The sequence below is a fragment of the Streptomyces pseudovenezuelae genome, from assembly GCF_029892565.1.
Taxonomy (GTDB): Bacteria; Actinomycetota; Actinomycetes; order Streptomycetales; family Streptomycetaceae; genus Streptomyces; species Streptomyces pseudovenezuelae_A.
Genome location: NZ_JARXVH010000004.1, coordinates 573,670 through 591,531, shown reverse-complemented (window position 1 = coordinate 591,531; position 17,862 = coordinate 573,670). Strand labels below are relative to the sequence as shown.

Below are 17,862 nucleotides of genomic sequence, written 5' to 3'. Positions count from 1 at the left end.
CCGGTCAGGGGTTTGTTAGATTGCGCAACTACGCAACCCAAGGAGCCCCTGCTCGGGCCCGACCGTTCAGGGGAGTGGGAGATGAGCGACCCGTGGGACGGCAGGGGCGGCCAGGCCACCCGCAGCCGCGGTGACCGGGTGCCCGGGCAGCACGCGAAGTCGTCCGGCGGGTCCGGGAGATCCGCCGGAGGGGCGGGGAGGTCCGCCGGTACGCATCCGCAGGGCGGTCGGGCGGCGGCGCGGGAGGCCGCCCGTTCACGCGGTGGCAGGGGGGCGCGCCGGGCGCGTCCGGTGCGGCGCGGCAGGCGGGTGCTGAGGACCGTAGGGCTGTGTCTGGCCGTTCTGGTGATAGCCACGGCCGGGGCCGGCTGGTGGTTCTACCAGCACCTGAACGGCAACATCAACAGCGTCGCGCTGGACGGCAAGGGCGGCTCGGAGAAGGCCGACGCCTTCGGCCGTACGCCGATCAACATCCTGGTGATGGGCTCGGACGGGCGGACCAGCGCCGCCGACTGCAAGCTGGGCGGCGGCTGTTCGCAGACCGGCGTGCAGACCGGCAGCGGGAACGCGGACGTAGAGATGGTGGTGCACATAGCCGCCGACCGGTCCAACGCCACCATCATGAGCATCCCCCGCGACACCATGACCGACGTCCCGGCCTGCAAGGACACCGCCAACGGCACGTCCACCGGCGGCTACTACGGGCAGATCAACAGCGCGCTCCAGTACGGTCCCGCCTGTCAGGTGGCCACCATCCACCAGCTCACCGGCATCCCCATCGACCACTTCGTCAAACTTGACTTCTCCGGCGTGGTGAAGATGTCCGACGCGGTAGGCGGTGTCCCCGTGTGCGTCAGCGACAACGTCTACGACACCTACTCGCACCTCAAGCTCTCCAAGGGCACCCACACCCTCAAGGGCGAGGCGGCGCTCCAGTTCGTGCGCTCCCGGCACGGCTTCGGCGACGGCAGCGACCTCGGCCGTACCGTCTCCCAGCACATCTTCCTCAGCGCGATGATCCGCAAGTTCAAGAGCGCGGGCACCCTGACGGACCCGACCGCGGTCTACGGTCTCGCCGATGCCGCCACCAAGGCGCTGACCGTCGACGACGGCCTCGGCAGCGTCAAGAAGCTGATCTCGCTCGCGGCCGACGTGAACAAGGTCCCCACCAAGCGGATGACGTTCACGACCATGCAGACGGCGCCCGACCCGGCCAACGACAACCGTGTCGTGGTGGGCACGGGCGCCAAGACCCTCTTCTCCACCATCGCGGGCGACCAGCCGCTGACCGACGGTTCCGGCAAGAAGTCCGCGGCGGCCTCAGCGACCGCGAAGCCCTCGGCCACCGTCCAGGCCGTCCCCGCCGCCCAGATCGCCGTGACCGTCGAGAACGGCACCCAGATCACCGGCCGCGCCTCCGCCGTGGCGACCGCCCTCACGGACCACGGCTTCAGCTCGGGCACGACCACGGCCAACGCGCCGAGCCCCGCGGTGACCACCACGCTCAGCTACGGCACCGGCCAGAAGGCCGAGGCCCAGACGGTCGCCAAGTCCCTGGGCCTGCCCGCCTCTCATCTGGAACAGGGCACCGGTACGGGCCTGACCCTGGTGATCGGCAGCGACTGGCCGAGCGGCGGCACCTACCCGGGCGGTACGTCCGCCCCGGCCCCGGCCGACACGGCGGCCGCCGTCTCCAACGCCCACGCCTCCACCGCCGACCAGTCCAAGACCTGCGCCAAGGTCAGCCCCTACAAGACGGTCAGCCTCAACGGGGTCGCGATGACGCCGGCACAGGCGTATGCGGCGGCTACCAGCAGGCGGGACTCCGACGACTGAGGCCGTGGGTTGTACAGTTGCGCAAGACTGCAATTGAGCGCGGGGGATGTAGAGAAAGGGCGTGCGGGATGCTCCGCAACGGACTGGAACCCTGGCACCTGCTGATCGTGGCGATCATGATCATCCTGCTGTTCGGCTCGAAGAAACTACCCGAAGCGGCGCGGGGGTTGGGCAAGTCGATGCGGATCCTCAAGAGCGAGGCGAAGGCGATGAAGGAGGACGGGGTGGCGGAGTATTCCGAGCCGTCTCAGCCGTCTCAGAAGTCCGAGCCATCCCAATCACCTCAGGCAGCTCAGGCACCTCAAGCGGCTCAGACACCTCAGGCAACTCAGTAGGAAACAAGTGGTGTTGGCGCGTCGTTCGGCATCCGGTTCCCGGCGCGCAGGTCTGCCGTATCTCCGCCGTCCATAGCGTGGCTCCGTTCTGATACTCGGCATTGGAGCGGACATGGACAGTTCAGCTGTGAACGGGTGCCCTCGTACCGCGGACCTCGACGGTGACGGCATCGCCGCGTCGAGTCGACGTACGTTCCTGAATCGGGCCGGTGTGCTCGGGGTGGGCGCGGCGGCGGCAGGGGTGCTGGGCGGGGCTCCGGCGTATGCGGCAGTCGGCGGAAGCGGCCGGAGCCGGGTCGGGGACGACGATGACCCGTACGGGCAGACAACGATGTCACCGACGGCGCGCGGCAAGTGGGACCCGGACCCCGACAACCCCCGCTTCACGGTCGTCGTCATGCCCGACACCCAGTACATGTTCGACCAGGACCGCATCCACCCGGTGCCGATGGAGGCGTCGTTCCGCTACGTCCTCGATCCGGCGGGGCGGGCGGGCGGCAACGACGAGAACATCGTGTTCCTGGCGCACCTCGGTGACGTGACGCAGAACGGTCTCGCCGAGGAGTACGCGGCGGCGACCAAGGTGTTCGACATGCTGGACCGCGCGGGGGCGTCGTACGGCGTGCTGGCCGGCAACCATGACGTCCGCGACGACGACCAACGCGGTGCCACCCCCTACCTGGACACCTTCGGCCCGGCGCGGGCCAGGAGGACGCCCGGCTACCACTCCTCAAGTCCCGACGGCTACAACACCGCCCACGTCTTCAAGGCGGGCGGCCGCAAGTGGATGCTGCTGTCGCTGGACTGGCGCCTGTCGGCGAAGGGCTTCGCGTGGGCCAATGCCGTCATCGCCGCGAACCCGACGCTGCCGGTGATCGTGACGACGCACGAGATCGTCGGCTCGGACGAGGACGGCGCGGCCGAACTGTCCTCCTACGGCCAGCAGTTGTGGGACGGCCTGATCAAGGACAACGACCAGATCTTCCTCACCCTCAACGGCCACTACTGGCCGCCCGGCAGCACGGTGTTGAAGAACAGCGCCGGCAACGACGTACATCTGCACATCACCAACTACCAGGACCGCTATTACGGCGGCGCCGGCATGATCCGCTCCTACCGCTTCGACCTCGACCGCGGGATGATCGACGTCGCCACCTTCTCGCCGTGGATCCGCGAGCTGGCGGCGGACGGCGAGTTGAACGCCCTCGCGGCGCGGGAGCTCGAACTGACCTCGAAGGTCGACTACTTCTCGATGGCGATCGACTTCGAGAAGCGTTTCGCGGGCTTCGCACCGGTGCCGCCGCGCAGGTCCCGGCCGGCTCGACGGATGCTGCTGCCGGGCACGTTGGCCTACTGGCGGTTCGACGAGGGTGGCGGCACGGCCGGCGGTGCCGTCGCAGCCGACACGGTCGTGAAGGACCGGACGGGTCACGGCAACGACCTCGTCCTGAAGACCGTCCCCGGCACCCCCGCGCACGCGCTCACCTGGACCGGCGACCATCACCCCGACCAACCCGCCCACGCGGGGCTGGTGTTCGCGGGGCAGGGCAACCCGGTCAGCGGCGCGTACCTCCAGACGGTCGACCGGGCGCCGATCAACCGCGAGACCTTCGCCCGCGGTTACACCTTCGAGGTCTTCTTCAAGGTGCCGGCGGACTGGGACGGCGGACGCAACGGCTGGTCGTCGATGCTGAGCCGCGCGGGCACGGCGGCCCAGGCGGGCAAGAACGGCCCGTCCGCCACGGCGGACGAGCCCGTCCTCACGGTGAGCCTGTCGAGCTCCATCGAACTCCAGTGGAACGCCTACCCGCTCAACCAGAACGGCGCCACCACCGCCTGGAGCCACCTGCTCCAGCAGGAGGAGTGGTGGCACGTCGCCGTCGCCAACGACGGCCGGATCAGCAAGCTTTACGTCAACGGCTGCGAGGAGGGTCGCAACCCGACCAGCACGGCCATCGGGTTGACGACGCTCAACATGCCGTTCCTGCTGGGCGGTTACCAGTGGGCGGGCGCGGTCAGCCAGGTCTTCCACGGCACGATCGGCGACGTACGGATCACCGATCGGGCGCTGAAGCCAGGCCAGTTCATGAATGCCTAGCTTCCGAGGGTGCGTGCGGGTAGTCGGCCGACCGGTGCTGGAAGGAGAGGATCTTCGGGTTCTGGATGACGCCGTCGCGGATCTCGATGGCCTTCTTGACCGTGACGTCGGTGTCCCAGGAGGCCGGGCCGCCCATGACCTTGGGGAGGTAGGGGAGGAGGGCCTCGCTGATTTCCCAGGTGGCGGAGTTCCAGAGGTGGGACGGGCTGTGGTCCACCGCGTAGTAGTGGCAGCCCGGTCCGACCGTGTGCATGGGCTCGCCGAAGGTGGTCGGGCGGGCCCAGGCGAAGCCCATGCCCTCGTCGCAGGAGACGTCGATGAAGAAGGTGCCCGGCTGGAACAGGGCGAGTTCCTCGTCATTGACGAACATGAGCGGTGCGTCGGTGTCCTGGAGGACGCAGTTGACGACGATGTCGAACCCGGCGAGGTACTGCGCGAGCGGCACGGGGCCGAGCCCGGTGACGGCCTGCAGCCGCGACGGATCGTCCTCCTGCTCCTCGAAGTGCCCCATCACGACGGACGGCATCGGCGAGGCCACGGCCGCCGCGGCGCGCTGCGTGAGCACCGTGACGTCGGAGACGCCCATGGCGCCCAGGCCCGTGACCGCGCCGCGTGCCGTGGCGCCGAAGCTTATGACCACCGCGCGCAGCCGGCGCCCGTAGCTGCCGGTGAGCCCGCCGAGTTGCAGGGCGTGCAACACCGAGCAGTAGCCCGCGAGTTCGTTGTTCTTGTGGAACACGTGGACGCTGAAGGCGCCCGTGGAGGTCCAGTGGTTCATGGCCTCCCAGGCGATCAGGGTCAGCCGTCGGTCGATGGCGATCTGCGTCATCTTCTCGTCCTGCACGCAGTGCGGCCAGCCCCACAGCGTCTGGCCTTCGTGCAGTTCGGCGATGTCGTCGTGCATCGGTTTGGGCAGCATCACGACGTCGCAGTCGGCGAGGAGCCGCTCGCGGGAGTGCAGGCCGGCCACGAGCGGGCGCAGCGCGTCGTCGGCGACGCCGAAGCGTTCGCCGTAGCCCTGTTCGAGGAAGATGCGCTCTCGTATGTCCGGGGCGATCCGGTCGAGGTGGCGGGGGTGCAGCGGCAGCCGGAACTCGTTCTCCTTGTGCGAGGAGGCGAGTACTCCGAGAGTCAACAGGCTCATGTGGGGCGGCTCATTTCCGACCGGACGCGAAGTGCTCCGGCCGCCTTGCCGTTCCCCGAGGGCGACGCCGAAACGGTGACGGCGTGCGAGGTGCGCTCGGTAGTGCCACCGTACTCCGGTCCTGGAATGTTCTGGTCCGTCGCATCCCGGATCGTCCCGGCTTGTCCCGGTCGGGTGACGGTCCGTGGGCGGCCGGGGCGGGGGCGGCGTTCGGCGTAGCCGAGCCGTTCCACATCTTCGAACGTATGTTCGTCTAGTGAGGTGTGCAGCTCTCGCTGGACGTGCTGGTCGACCACCAGGTCGGCCTCCTGTCCGGAGGCGCGCGGCCTGCCCGGGGTGCGCGACATCGCCGTCGGCGAGTTGCAGCGCAATCCGGCGGACGCCGCTCGGGCGACCACCGTGTCGGACAGGCCGTTCGCCGTCCCGGTTTGCCAGATCGCGCCGCGCACCACAACCACGGCCGGTTCAGGGGCAGTTCTACGTCGATGCGCGGCGCCCGGCGGTGTCGGCGAGGCCGGGGGACTCGCCGACCGGCCGGACCTGCGCAGGTCGGACAGGGTGGCTTCCATACAAATCCCCGGTGTCGACGGGCCCGTTCCCTCGCGCGGGACCGTTCCCGCCTGTCAGGCTCGGTCCCGTGACGTACGTAGTGACTGTGGACACCTGCATCCCGGAGGGCACTCCGGAGATGGACCCGCTCCAACGCGCCGGCGCCGTGGCGCTCATCGAGGACGGCTTCGATTCTGTACGGGCCGTCGAGGGACCCGACGGCGTGGAGGTCGACGTTCTCGACACCATCGTCGCCGTCCACCCGGGCGGTGCCCTTCTGAAGGTCGTCGTGGACGCCCCGGCCCTGGAGGTCGCCGAGGAATCGGTACAGGCGCTGGTCGACGAACTGCTGGAACGCTCAGAGCTGTTGGCCGACTGGACGATCGACCGCTGCGAGGTCGAACTCCACCCGGACCTGGCCAAACAGAGCCTCGACGCGGCGGAGGGCCCGGACGCCCCGCCCGACGACCCCGCCGCCCGCAAGGCCCGCCACACCGGCGGCGCACCGGCCGAAGGCACCGAAGGGGCCCACGACGACGAGGCGAAATCCGCGGCCGTACGAAGCCAGATGCTGGAACTGGCGGACGAACTGCGGTCCTTCACACCGGCGATGTTCGGCGTGATCGACGATGAGGGTGAGGGTGAGGAGAGGGAAGGCGCAGAAGAGAGGGAAGGCGCAGGGGAGACAGGCGGGAGGGCGCGTGGCGATGGCGACTCCGCCGTCCCACCGGAAACCGCGCGACTCGCCGCCGGGGCCTTGGTCTACGCGATCGACATCCTGGTGGACGAGTTGTTCGAGGACGTCCAGGTCCTGACGCAGGAGGAGGCGACCGTCGCGGAATGCGAGGGCCCGCTCTGGCACTTGGAGCGCCTTCCCGACCGGTACGCCCTCAACTACGACGCCCACTTCTCCCGCCGCTTCCTGGTGACGGTGATCGCCATGACCACCCGCTTCACCGACGGAAGCTTCGAGCGCCTCAGCTGTGTCGCCGAGGAACTCGCCCTGCGATTCCTCCTGAGCCAGGCGACCACGACCCTGGAGCTCTACGGCCTGCTCGACGACGAACTGTCCGCCGCCCTCGCCGCGTTCGCAGGCAACGTCTACGAGGACATGGGCCACGAGTGGCTCTACGACGACTCGATGGGCGGGATCGAGGGGATCGAGGGGGCGGACGGAATCGGCGGAGCCTCCGCGAGGGGCGCGTTCGGAGTGGCGCCGGTGGCGTTCGAGTCGTGGTTCACGCCGTTCAAGGAGGGCAGATACGTTCACCCGTCCGCGGCGGGTGAGCCCGAGGCGGCGGTGCAGTGAGGGATTCCGTCCGGTGCCGCTTCGGTGTCGTTCAGTCGGCGATGTCGACGCCGTATGCGCGGGCGAGGGCGTCCAGGCCGTGGTCGTAGCCCTGGCCGACGGCGCGTAGGCGCCAGAGCGGCCCCCTGCGGTAGAACTCCGCGAGCAGCAGGGTGCGTTCGGTGGTGGCGGCGTCCAGGGTGGCCCGGGCGAGCGGCGCCCCGCTGCTGCCGGGAGCCGCGCCGACCTGGATCGCCCCGACCGTCCCGAAGGTGGCGTCGCCGTCGATCGCCGCGGCGACGACGACCTTGCGGGTCGAGGGCGGCAGGGATGCCAGGTTGAGGGCGACGGTCTGTTCGGCGGGCCCGCCGAACAGGAGCCGTACCGTCCCGGCGGGGCTCTCGGGGGCTCCGTAGAAGATGAAGTCCTCGTCGAAGGTGACCTGTTCGTCCTCGTCGAGGAGGAAGGCGACGACATCGACCTCGCAGTCGGACCGCGGCGCCCAGCCGGCGGTGACGTACCACTCGGGCGCGGGTCCGCCGAGCGGCATGGGCAGGTCGATGACGCCGCCCCTGGGCAACACGTGCGGTTCCTGGGGCCGGAGAGCGGCATCGGCCGCCTCGCCGACCTCGACCGGGCCGGCGGCGGTCGGCGCGGTGATCCAGTGACGGTCCTGCACAGGGAGCCCGAGGGCGGTGATCCGACTCATACGCCGGTCACCCTCCCCTCCCGGCAGGAGCACGACGTCGGTGACGCTCACGGAGAGGTTGACCGCCGCGGATCCGCCCAACTCCACGACGCGGGTACGAGCAGCGGCGGCCTCGGCATGGGCGCCACCGAGCACCAGCACACGGCGGCCTGCCAAGGGCTTGCCCAAGTGGCCGCCGGAGGGCGCCGGTTGAGGCGGAGCAGGGTCCGACACATCGGGGACGTTCGTGGGCAGGGCCGGTGTTTCCGTGACGGGAGCGGCAGCCGCTGTGCTGGACACCGGCTGCTCCACGGGCATGACCTGCTCCGCGTCCGACTCGGTCACCGGGACGACCACTACGGCTGTCGCCTCATGCACCACCCCCGGCCGTACGTCGGTCAGCAGCCGCAGGAAGGTGTTCTCGTCGATGACCGGCACGTTCTCGGCGAGTGCGCGTTCGGCCTTCGCGGATCCGGACGCCGGTTCATTGGTGACCAGGACGCTGGTGTGCCGGCTCACGGAGGTCATCATGTTCAGCCCGACGGCAACTGCCCGCCCGACCAACTCCGCCCGGGCATGGGCGGTTTCACCGGTGAGCGCGACCTTCATCCCCTGCTGAAGCGGTCCGCCGGGAGTCATCCGCCCCGGATTGCGGTACGCGCAGGGGGTCTTGGGCGGCTTCGGCGTGAACGTCGATTCTGCCCGGGGAGGGCAGGTCACCAGCGGCAGGGGCAGCGCGAGCTTCGCCGCCTCGCGCAGAGACGCCCGCAGGATCCCGGCCAGGACCCGAGTGTCGTCCAGTGCATCGTGCGCGCGCTGCTGGGGGACGCCGTAGTGGGCCGCGAGGGTGCCGAGCTTCATGTTGTCCGTCGGCGGATCCACCTGGCGATTTAAAGCCAAAGTGCACAGCCGCTGGGACACCGGCAGCCACATCCGCGCACGGGCGAACTCGTGGGCCAGGAAGTCGTAGTCGAACTGGGCGTTGTGAGCGACCAGGACCCGGTCCTGGAGCATCCCTCCGATCCGCTCGGCGACCTGATCGAAGCTCGGCGCGCCCCGCAACCGCTCGACGGTCAGCCCGTGCACCTCGACCGGCCCCGGGTCACACCCCGGACCGAGCAGCGTCGAGAACTCCCCGGTCTGCTCACCGTCCGGCCCGATCGTGATCACCGCGACGGACAACACCCGATCCCGCCGGGCCATGAGCCCCGAGGTCTCCACGTCGACGAGGGCCCAGTCGCGGGCGTACTCGCCCGTGGGGAGCAGGTCCAAGGGGGCGGAGGCGGGACTCATGGCGCCAAGGATGATCCGATATGTGGGCGCCCTTCAACCTGTATGCCGATTTGCCCATGTCTGGGTGGTCGGCTTCACAGGAAGGCCGAGGCCACCCTCGCGCAGCAACTCGGCCGAGCCCCATGAAATGGCTCTGGCCAGCAAAAACGCCCTCCCATTGGGAGGGCGGAGACGGTGCGCCCCCGGCAGGACTCGAACCTGCGGCCAAGCGCTTAGAAGGCGCCTGCTCTATCCACTGAGCTACGGGGGCCGGTGTGGTGGCCTCGTGTCTGGTGCCCGGGTGTGGGCTGATCCGTGACGTTGCCGGGGACAAGGATAGGGCTCCCGCGTCCTTGTCCCTGTTGCTTCGCCTCCGTGGCTCGATGTGGAGGTTCGGTGAAGCGGTCCTGATAATCGCAGGCAGGTACGAATCGTGCATCGCTTTTGGCCGCTCACGCCCCGGGTGTTGTGCACTCGTTATGCCTGGGCTGTGGCCGCGTCCCAGTCATCCCTTCCATCCCTTGTGTCCGGTCGGCGCGCAGACATGCTCATATGCTTCAGAATTCCCCTAAAATTGGGCATTCTTCACATGTGGTGACCTTGGACGTACGGCCTCAGCTGCTCGACGCACTCTCCGCCCTGCGCGACCGTGTCGCCGCCGCACGCTTCCCGCTGCCCCTGGCGGGGGCTCCACGCGCGCGTGCCAACCGCGACGAACTGCTCGCACAGCTCGACGACTATTTGGTGCCCCGGTTGCGAGAGCCCGAAGCGCCCTTGCTGGCTGTGGTGGGTGGTTCCACCGGCGCCGGCAAGTCGACCCTCGTCAACTCCCTCGTGGGCCGGCGGGTCAGCGAGGCGGGCGTACTGCGGCCGACCACGCGCACGCCGGTGCTGGTGTGCCACCCGGAGGACCATCACTGGTTCAGCGGGATGCGGGTGCTGCCCGACCTCACGCGCGTGTGGGTGCCCCACCAGGAGCCCGGGGACGACCTGCTCCTCCCGGGTGAGAACCCCGCGCGCGTGCTGCGCGTCGAGACCGCCGAGACCCTCCCGCGCGGCCTCGCCCTCCTCGACGCCCCCGACATCGACTCCCTGGTCGCCGACAACCGCGTCCTGGCCGCCGAACTCATCTGCTCCGCCGACATCTGGGTGATGGTCACCACGGCCGCCCGTTACGCCGACGCCGTCCCCTGGCATCTGCTGCGCACCGCCAAGGAGTACGACGCCGCCCTCGTGACGGTCCTCGACCGCGTGCCGCACCAGGTCGCCTCCGAGGTGTCCCGGCAGTACGCGGCGCTGCTCACCAAGGCCGGCCTCGGCGACGTACCGCGATTCACCGTGCCCGAACTCCCCGAGTCCGCCTGGGGCGGCGGGCTGCTGCCGGCCACCGCCGTCGCCTCGCTGCGGAACTGGCTCATCCACCAGGTCCAGGACCCCGCCAACCGACAGCAGACCCTGGCCCGCACCGCGTACGGCGTCCTCGACTCGCTCAAGTCCCGGATGCCCGAACTGGCCAGCGCCGCCGCCGCGCAGTACGCGGCCGCCCTGCGGCTCACCTCCGCCGTCGACGCGGCGTACGACAGCGAGCACGCGCGCGTACGAGGGCGGTTGCAGGCGGGCGCCGTGCTCGCAGGGGACGCGCTGAAGCGCTGGCGCGCCTTCCCGGTCGACTGCTCCGCCGGCGAGCTCCTCGACGCGCTCATGGAGAGCCTGGCGGCCCTCCTGCTGTGCGCCGTCACCGCCGCGGACGAGCGCGTGGACGAGACCTGGCGGCGCGAACCCGCGGCGGGCGCCCCCGGTCTCACCGACCGCGACCCCTCCCTGGAGAGCGCCGAGCACCGCATCGGGATGGCGGTACGGCGCTGGCGGCGCGAACTGGAGGAGTACGCCGAGGAGGAGGTGCGCGACCTCGACCGCACCGTCGCGCCGGACCCCGAGGCGGTTGCCGTCCTGGTCGCCACCGCGCTCCTGGGCGGTCGCCGGGCGCGTTCGGCAGGCGAGGGGCTCGCCGAACGGATCGGCGCGCACGGGGCGTTGCGGCTGCGCGACCGGGGCGGGCGGCTGCTCGCCGAACACGTGGACCGGGTCATGCACACGGAGCGCGAGCGCCGCCTCGCGCCCCTCGACGCACTCGACGTACACCCCGAACCCCAGGCCGAACTCATCGCCGCGCTGTCCGTACTGCAGAAGGAGAGGTGACCGGTGACTGCCGTCACTGACCAGGACCACACGGATCACGCCGACCACACGGATCAGGCCGACCACACCGATCACGCGGATCATGCCGATCACGCTGGAGAGACAGTGGCCGAGGGCGGTCGTCCGGAAAAGCGTTCCCCTGAAGAGGGCGTTTCCGAAGACGACGCCCCTGTAGAGGGCACTTCGGACGCCGCTCCCCTCGGAGAGGGTGACGAAAACCGTACGGGTGCGGGCGATGACTCCGCCGACGGCGGGCGCCCGAAAGACGGGACTGTCGGGACCGCCGGGCACGCGGGTACGCACCACGCGCGCGTGAGCGAAGACGACGACGCCGGCAGTGGACGTAAAGACGACGACACCCGCACTCGTACGGACTCCGCCTCCGCCGAGGCAACGAGCGTCTGGGACGACGGGCTGATCGCACGCCGCGTGGCCGAGGACGGCACCGTCGCGCCCGGGTACGTGCCGCCCGTGGTGGAGACCAGGGGGCCCAGCGCGCAGGCCATGGCCGCCCCGCTCGCCTACGACGGTCATCTGCGGTCGCGGCTCGACGCGTTGCGGGAGTTGGTGGGGCTCTCGCGGACCCGGCTGGACAGCCGGACGCTCTCCGAGGCCGGGCGGGTTCTGGACGAGGCGGCGGCACGGCGCCGGCTCTCCGGGCAGCACACCGTCGTCGCCATCGCGGGAGCGACGGGCAGCGGCAAGTCGCAGCTGTTCAACGCGCTCGCCGGAGTGGCGATCTCGGAGACCGGCGTACGCCGGCCCACCACCGCGGCGCCCATCGCGTGCAGTTGGAGCGACGGTGCCGCGGGCCTCATCGAGCGGATCGGCATCCCGCCCAGGCTGCGGCGGCGGCCGTTGCAGAGCGCCGAGGCGGAGGCACAACTGCGCGGGCTCGTCCTCATCGACCTGCCCGACCACGACTCGGCGGCCGTGCAGCACCGCGAGCAGGTGGACCGCGTACTGGCGCTCGTCGACGCGGTCATCTGGGTCGTCGACCCGGAGAAGTACGCGGACGCCATGCTGCACGAGCGCTATCTGCGGCCCATGGCGGGCCACGCGGAGGTCATGTTCGTCGTCCTCAACCAGATCGACCGGCTGCCCGGCGAGGCCACCGAGCAGGTCCTCGACGATCTACGACGGCTGCTCGACGAGGACGGGATCGCGCTCGGCGAGTACGGCGAACCCGGCGCCACCGTGCTCGCGCTGTCGGCCCTCACCGGGGACGGCCTCGGTGAACTGCGCGAGGCGCTCGGCCAGTTCGTCGCGGAGCGCGGCGCCCCGGCGCGCCGGATCTCGGCCGACCTGGACGCCGCCGCGGTGGGGCTGTGGCCCGTGTACGCCACCCGACGGCGCACCGGCCTCAGTGAGGAGGCGCGCGACGAGTTCGCCGGGCGGCTCGCGGACGCGGTGGGCGCCACCGCGGCGGGCGAGGCGGCAGAGCGCGCGTGGCTGCGCAACGCCAACCGCGCGTGCGGGACGCCCTGGCTGCGGCTGTGGCGTTGGTACCAGGACCGGTACGAAACCCCCACGGGGCGGCTCCTGTTGCGCACGCAGGAGGACGAGGAGGCCACGGCCCGCCAACGAGTCGAACAGGCCGTGCGGACGCTGGCCGACCGGGCCTCGGCCGGACTGCCCGCGCCGTGGGCACAGGCGGTGCGCGAGGCGGCCGTACGAGGCTCACAGGGGTTGCCCGAGGCGCTGGACGAACTTGCGGCGCGGGCCGGACTGCCGCCGGGACGACCGCCGCGGCCGGGCTGGTGGCCGGGGGCCGTCCTGACCCAGGCCGCCATGACGGTCCTTCAGATCGTGGGCGGGCTGTGGCTGCTGGGCCAGATCATCGGCTTCATGGCGCCGAACCTCGGGGTGCCGGTGATGCTCATGGTGGCCGGGATCATCGGCGGTCCCCTCGTCGAGTGGAGCTGCCGGATGGCGGCACGCGGGCCGGCGCGGCGGTACGGCACGGACGCGGAACGACGATTGCGGGAGGCGGCTGCCGGGTGCGGGCGGGCTCGGGTGCTGGATCCGGTGGCGGCGGAGCTGCTGCGGTACCGGGAGGTACGGGAGCAGTTCGGCCGGGTCACGGGGGTGGGGGCGGCGGCCGGGACGCGGTGAGGGTGCGCGTGGGCGGGGGCGGGGTGCGGGTGTGGGTGCGCGTGGTTGGGGGTGGGGTGCGGCCCGGTGAACTTGGCGGTGAACGGGACCAGGTGAACCGCGTCGTGACGGCGGATCACTCGTCCAGGTGACGGAGTTGTCCACAGGCGGGGGGTGGTCCACAGGGCTCAGCGGGCTCGGCCCGACGGAGGCAGTCTGGCGGTGCGGCGATCGCGACGGACGTGATCGCCGCGGCGGCGAAAGACGCAGACGCAGCCGTACGGGACGGGCCCGTAGGCATGTCCGCCCGGCCTCCGCAGTCGGGCGAAGGAGGGGTTCGTGATGAACGAGACGATCATCTGTGCCGTGGGGAACGTGGCGACGCAGCCGGTGTACAGGGAGCTGGCGTCGGGACCGTCCGCGCGGTTCCGGCTCGCGGTGACCGCGCGTTATCTGGACCGCGAGAAGAACACGTGGACGGACGGGCACACCAACTTCTTCACGGTGTGGGCCAATCGGCAGCTCGCGACGAACGCGGCGGCGTCGCTGAGTGTGGGCGACCCCGTCATCGTGCAGGGCCGGCTGAAGGTGCGCACGGATGTGCGCGAGGGGCAGAGCTGGACCTCGGCGGACCTCGACGCGGTGGCCATCGGGCACGACCTCGCACGCGGTACGTCGGCCTTCCGGCGGGCGAACAGGGGTGAGCCGGGGACGGCCGCCGCGTCCGCGCAGTCGGAGCCCAACTGGGAGTCGCCGCCGGGCGGTTCGGAGGATGACTTGTCACCACAGGAGCCGGAACCTGCCGCGGTGATGTGATGGCGGACAGTGCCCCGAACTGACCGGACTGTGGCTTATCGGCGAATGCGCTCCGTAAGACCCGGTGGATTTGTCGATAAGCCCTGCTCGGACGCGGTCCGGGCGATAACGATTCCGAGTCGGATCGTTTGTCCGACGGTATGACCGGGAGGCGTGGTGCGCCGCGTCCCTAGGATGCCGGTGATATCTCTCGGGGCTTCTGATTCTGCTGGTGGGACCACACCCCCCACGTCAACGGGTCCTGCTCGAAGGGGAATTTGGTGCTTTCTTCTTTCTCTGTGCTGTCCGCGTGCAGGCGAGGTGCGGCCCGGCTGGCCGCCGCCACTCTTGTGTCCGGGCTGGTCGCCGCCGGTGCGCTGGCCGGGGCCGGATCGGCGGCTGCCGAGGAGACGGCACAGAGTCAGGGCGGGGCGACCGCGACCATAGGCGCCCTGAAGACGTACGGGGCGGCGGTGATCCACGACGCCGGCGGGGACCAGGAGGTCTCGGCGGGGCTGTTCGAGATGTCCGTGGACGGCGGCGGCACCCTGCAGACGTACTGCGTCGACATCCACAACCCCACCCAGCGGGACGCCAAGTACCAGGAGACCGCCTGGAGCGGCACCTCGCTGGCCGCCAACAAGGACGCCGGCAAGATCCGTTGGATCCTGCAGAACTCCTACCCGCAGGTCAACGACCTCGCGACGCTCGCCGCCAGGGCGGGCGTCCAGAGCGGCCTGACCGAGCAGGACGCGGCGGCCGGCACCCAGGTGGCCATCTGGCGCTACTCGGACGGGGCCGACGTCGACGCGGTCGACCCGCAGGCCGAGAAGCTCGCGGACTACCTGCACAAGAGCGCGGCCGACCTGACGGAGCCCAAGGCCTCGCTCACCCTCGACCCGCCCGCCGTCTCCGGCCACCCCGGTGAGCTGCTCGGGCCGGTGACCGTACACACCAACGCGGCCGGCGCGACGCTGACGCCACCGGCGGACGCCGCCATCAGCGGGGTGCGGATCGTCGGCAAGGACGGCAAGCCGATCACGTCCGCGGTGGACGGCAGTCAGGTCTTCTTCGACGTGCCCGAGGGCACCGCCGTCGGCTCGGCGGAGCTGACCGTGCAGGCCTCGACGACCGTGCCGGTCGGCCGTGCCTTCGCCTCCGAGAGCCGGAGCCAGACGCAGATCCTGGCCGGTTCCAGCGAGTCGACGGTCTCCGCGACGGCGAGCGCGAGCTGGGCGAGCCAGGGAGCGATACCGGCACTGTCGGCGGCGAAGAACTGCGCCAAGGGCGGCGTGGACCTCACCGCGACCAACCAGGGCGACGAGGCGTTCACCTTCTCCCTGCTGGGCGCCGAGTACAGCATTCCGGCGGGGGAGTCGCACACGGTGACGGTGCCGTTGCAGGAGGACCAGGCGTACGACTTCACGATCACCGGGCCGAGCGGCTTCGAGAAGCGGTTCACCGGGGTCCTCGACTGCAAGACGCAGGGCAGCGCGGGCGGGGACGCGGTCCAGACCCTCAGTGAGCCGAGCCCGGCCACGGTGGGGGGCGTCGCCAACGACACCAACCTCGCCGCGACCGGCAGTTCCAGCGCGACCCCGCTGATCGCGGGCATCGCCATCGGCCTGGTCGTGATCGGCGGCACGGCGCTGGTCGTGGTCCGCAAGAAGGAGACGTCCGCGCAGGGCTGACGGCTCACTGCCCGACGTCGGGATTCGACCAGGGCGCACCGGGCCCGTCACGTCCTCGGACGCATCCCGTCGGCGGGCCCTTCGGGCGGGAAATCACGGCGGGGTGCTCCGCTCGGGGAGAGGGTGCTCCGTCCAAGGAGGGCGAGGCGCTCCGCCCAGGGGGTAGGGGGCCCCGCCCAAGGAGGCCGGGTGCCGCGCCCAAGGAGAGCGGCTCACAGCCCGGAACCGCCCGTCGCGTCGATCACCCGGCCGGTCACCCAGCGTGCGTCGTCGGAGGCGAGGAAAGCCACGATGTCGGCCACGTCTTCCGGCTGCCCGACCCGGCCCAGCGCGGCCAGGGACGCCGCGTGGGCTTCGGCCTGCGGATTGCCGCGTAGCCAGCTTGCGTTGACGTCCGTGTCGATGATGCCGGGCGCCACCGAGTTCGCGGTGATGCCTCGGGGCCCCAATTCCTTGGCGAGGTTGAGGGTGAAGGTGTCGAGCGCGCCCTTGGTGGCGCCGTAGGCGATGATCTCCGGCAGGGCGAGGCGAGCCGCACCGCTGGAGATGTTGATGATCCGCCCTCCGTCGCGCAGCCGTTCCAGCCCTTGCTGCACGATGAAGAACGGTGCGCGGACGTTCACTGCGAAGACCTCGTCGAAGGCGTCCTCGGTCAGCGACGCCAGAGCGGAGCTGCGGCCGATGCCCGCGTTGTTGACGATGATGTCGACGCCTCCGTCAGGTGCGTAGGCGTCGACATGAGCGTCGAAGGCGGCCCACAGGGAGGCCGCGTCACCGTGCCGTCCCAGTTCGGCGTGCAGGGCGAAGGCGCGGCCGCCGTCCTTCTGGACGCGTTCGACGACTTCGTTCGCCGCTGTCTCGTCGCGGGCGTAGGCGACGGCGACGGTGGCGCCGTCCCGGCCGAGACGTTGCGCGATGGCCCGGCCGATGCCGCGGCTGCCGCCGGTGACCAGTGCGATCTTTCCCTCAAGTGTGCGTGTACGCATGGCTGTTGGCCACTCCTCGATTTGTTGAGTGATTACTCAAAAAAAGTAGCATGCCTTCTTGAGTGAGCGCTCTAAAATGGAGGGGTGACTGACACACGCGCGAAACGAGGGCGGCCGAGGGCTTTCGACCGCGCCGAGGCACTGACAGCGGCGACCCGTCTGTTCTGGGAACGCGGCTACGAGGCCACCTCCATCGGCGAGCTGACCGAGGCGATGGGCATCAGGCCCGGCAGCCTGTACGCGGCCTTCGGGGACAAGAAGTCGCTGTTCAAGGAAGCGGTGCACTGCTATGGGCGCTCGCCCGTGGGCGCCTTCATGGGCGTCGCCCTCGAAGAGGAACCCACCGCCCGCGCCGCGTTCACCCGCATCCTGCGTGAGGCAGCGGTCATCTATCCCGACCCTGCCCACCCGGCCGGATGCCTGACGATCAGCGCAGCCACCAACGTCACCCTGCAGGACGCCGAGGTGGAGGCATTCCTGCGCAACCTGCGCAACGGGAACCTGGGCGTCTTCGAAGCCCGCCTACGCGTGGCGCAACAGGCCGGAGAGCTGTCCGACGCGGCCAACCCCCGCGCGCTGGCCGCGTACTTCGCCGCGGTCATCCAGGGCATGTCGCAGCGCGCCCGCGACGGGGCCACGGCGGCCGAGCTGACCGAAACCGCGGAACTGGCCCTGGTTGCATGGCCCGCGGCACGACACTGATCCGACTCGCCGCCGACCTGCCGTCTCGCCTGCGTGGCCACACTGAACGGCGAGATCACGATCGAGCGACCAGGGGCGCCCTGTTGAGACGGCCGACATCGTGGTGCCCGCCACTCACCGCGAGATCGTGTACGGGGTCCCGATCGGTCGGTAGGCGGGGGAGCCGGCGCTTGTAAGCCGTGCCC

13 protein-coding genes, 1 tRNA gene and 1 pseudogene are annotated in these 17,862 nt (G+C 70.5%); 10 read left to right on the top strand and 5 right to left on the bottom strand.

The genetic code is table 11. The features are described 5' to 3' along the window. Positions 1 to 81: 81 nt before the first annotated feature. The 3 genes from M2283_RS15430 (at position 82) to M2283_RS15420 (ending at position 4,269) form a co-directional block, all read left to right on the top strand. Positions 82 to 1,836, top strand: a complete 1,755-nt coding sequence (locus M2283_RS15430; protein ID WP_280876761.1) for an LCP family protein — start codon at positions 82 to 84, stop codon at positions 1,834 to 1,836. Between the two features lie 68 nt (positions 1,837 to 1,904). After that, positions 1,905 to 2,171 carry a Sec-independent protein translocase subunit TatA gene (gene tatA / locus M2283_RS15425; RefSeq protein WP_280876760.1) on the top strand — a complete coding sequence of 89 codons (267 nt, stop codon included), beginning with the start codon at positions 1,905 to 1,907 and terminating at the stop codon, positions 2,169 to 2,171. 112 nt (positions 2,172 to 2,283) lie between these two features. Further along, entirely contained in the window at positions 2,284 to 4,269 is a 1,986-nt protein-coding gene (locus M2283_RS15420) for a LamG-like jellyroll fold domain-containing protein (protein ID WP_280876759.1), read from the top strand. Here M2283_RS15420 and M2283_RS15415 read toward each other — a convergent pair. Further along, positions 4,256 to 5,413: a N(5)-(carboxyethyl)ornithine synthase gene (locus tag M2283_RS15415; RefSeq protein WP_280876758.1), complete on the bottom strand. Its 1,158-nt coding sequence runs from the start codon at positions 5,411 to 5,413 to the stop codon at positions 4,256 to 4,258. The two genes, M2283_RS15420 and M2283_RS15415, sit on opposite strands and share 14 nt — an antisense overlap. Continuing rightward, positions 5,410 to 5,862, bottom strand: a complete 453-nt coding sequence (locus tag M2283_RS15410; RefSeq protein WP_280876757.1) for a hypothetical protein — start codon at positions 5,860 to 5,862, stop codon at positions 5,410 to 5,412. Before M2283_RS15410 ends, M2283_RS15415 begins: the two co-directional genes overlap by 4 nt. Positions 5,863 to 6,050: 188 nt before the next feature. Here M2283_RS15410 and M2283_RS15405 point away from each other — a divergent pair, with 188 nt between their 5' ends. Continuing rightward, positions 6,051 to 7,271, top strand: coding sequence for a hypothetical protein (locus tag M2283_RS15405; protein ID WP_280876756.1), 1,221 nt, complete (start codon positions 6,051 to 6,053; stop codon positions 7,269 to 7,271). Between the two features lie 31 nt (positions 7,272 to 7,302). On the opposite strand, the gene M2283_RS15400 is transcribed toward M2283_RS15405, so the two are convergent. Together M2283_RS15400 and M2283_RS15395 are read right to left on the bottom strand one after the other, a co-directional pair. Beyond that, positions 7,303 to 9,231 carry a TerD family protein gene (locus M2283_RS15400; RefSeq protein ID WP_280876755.1) on the bottom strand — a complete coding sequence of 643 codons (1,929 nt, stop codon included), beginning with the start codon at positions 9,229 to 9,231 and terminating at the stop codon, positions 7,303 to 7,305. Between the two features lie 177 nt (positions 9,232 to 9,408). Beyond that, positions 9,409 to 9,481: transfer RNA gene (locus tag M2283_RS15395), tRNA-Arg, on the bottom strand. A gap of 320 nt (positions 9,482 to 9,801) precedes the next feature. Here M2283_RS15395 and M2283_RS15390 point away from each other — a divergent pair. From M2283_RS15390 to M2283_RS15375, 4 genes are all read left to right on the top strand, one after another. Beyond that, positions 9,802 to 11,409, top strand: a complete 1,608-nt coding sequence (locus M2283_RS15390) for a dynamin family protein (protein WP_280876754.1) — start codon at positions 9,802 to 9,804, stop codon at positions 11,407 to 11,409. Positions 11,410 to 11,412: 3 nt separating this feature from the next. Continuing rightward, positions 11,413 to 13,524 carry a YfjP family GTPase gene (locus M2283_RS15385; protein ID WP_280876753.1) on the top strand — a complete coding sequence of 704 codons (2,112 nt, stop codon included), beginning with the start codon at positions 11,413 to 11,415 and terminating at the stop codon, positions 13,522 to 13,524. A gap of 321 nt (positions 13,525 to 13,845) precedes the next feature. Further along, the gene (locus tag M2283_RS15380; protein ID WP_280876752.1) at positions 13,846 to 14,319 is read left to right on the top strand and encodes a single-stranded DNA-binding protein; all 474 of its coding nucleotides are present in this window, start codon (positions 13,846 to 13,848) and stop codon (positions 14,317 to 14,319) included. Positions 14,320 to 14,579: 260 nt separating this feature from the next. Further along, positions 14,580 to 15,989 carry a Cys-Gln thioester bond-forming surface protein gene (locus M2283_RS15375; RefSeq protein WP_280876751.1) on the top strand — a complete coding sequence of 470 codons (1,410 nt, stop codon included), beginning with the start codon at positions 14,580 to 14,582 and terminating at the stop codon, positions 15,987 to 15,989. 212 nt (positions 15,990 to 16,201) lie between these two features. Here the strand turns inward: M2283_RS15375 and M2283_RS15370 are convergent, their stop codons facing one another. Further along, on the bottom strand, positions 16,202 to 16,975 hold the full coding sequence (locus M2283_RS15370; protein ID WP_280876750.1) for an SDR family oxidoreductase: 774 nt from the start codon (positions 16,973 to 16,975) through the stop codon (positions 16,202 to 16,204). Between the two features lie 84 nt (positions 16,976 to 17,059). Here M2283_RS15370 and M2283_RS15365 point away from each other — a divergent pair, with 84 nt between their 5' ends. Further along, positions 17,060 to 17,677, top strand: coding sequence for a TetR/AcrR family transcriptional regulator (locus M2283_RS15365; protein ID WP_280876749.1), 618 nt, complete (start codon positions 17,060 to 17,062; stop codon positions 17,675 to 17,677). Between the two features lie 52 nt (positions 17,678 to 17,729). After that, positions 17,730 to 17,831, top strand: a pseudogene (locus M2283_RS15360) (GntR family transcriptional regulator); the annotation flags it as partial. Positions 17,832 to 17,862 lie beyond the last annotated feature (31 nt).

Bases quoted from the DNA above. Each gene is read 5' to 3' on its own strand.
- M2283_RS15380 (WP_280876752.1), top strand. From the start codon at position 13,846: ATGAACGAGACGATCATCTGTGCCGTGGGGAACGTGGCGACGCAGCCG.
- M2283_RS15415 (WP_280876758.1), bottom strand. From the start codon at position 5,413: ATGAGCCTGTTGACTCTCGGAGTACTCGCCTCCTCGCACAAGGAGAAC.
- M2283_RS15370 (WP_280876750.1), bottom strand. From the start codon at position 16,975: ATGCGTACACGCACACTTGAGGGAAAGATCGCACTGGTCACCGGCGGC.
- M2283_RS15430 (WP_280876761.1), top strand. From the start codon at position 82: ATGAGCGACCCGTGGGACGGCAGGGGCGGCCAGGCCACCCGCAGCCGC.
- M2283_RS15420 (WP_280876759.1), top strand. From the start codon at position 2,284: ATGGACAGTTCAGCTGTGAACGGGTGCCCTCGTACCGCGGACCTCGAC.
- M2283_RS15400 (WP_280876755.1), bottom strand. From the start codon at position 9,231: ATGAGTCCCGCCTCCGCCCCCTTGGACCTGCTCCCCACGGGCGAGTAC.
- tatA (WP_280876760.1), top strand. From the start codon at position 1,905: ATGCTCCGCAACGGACTGGAACCCTGGCACCTGCTGATCGTGGCGATC.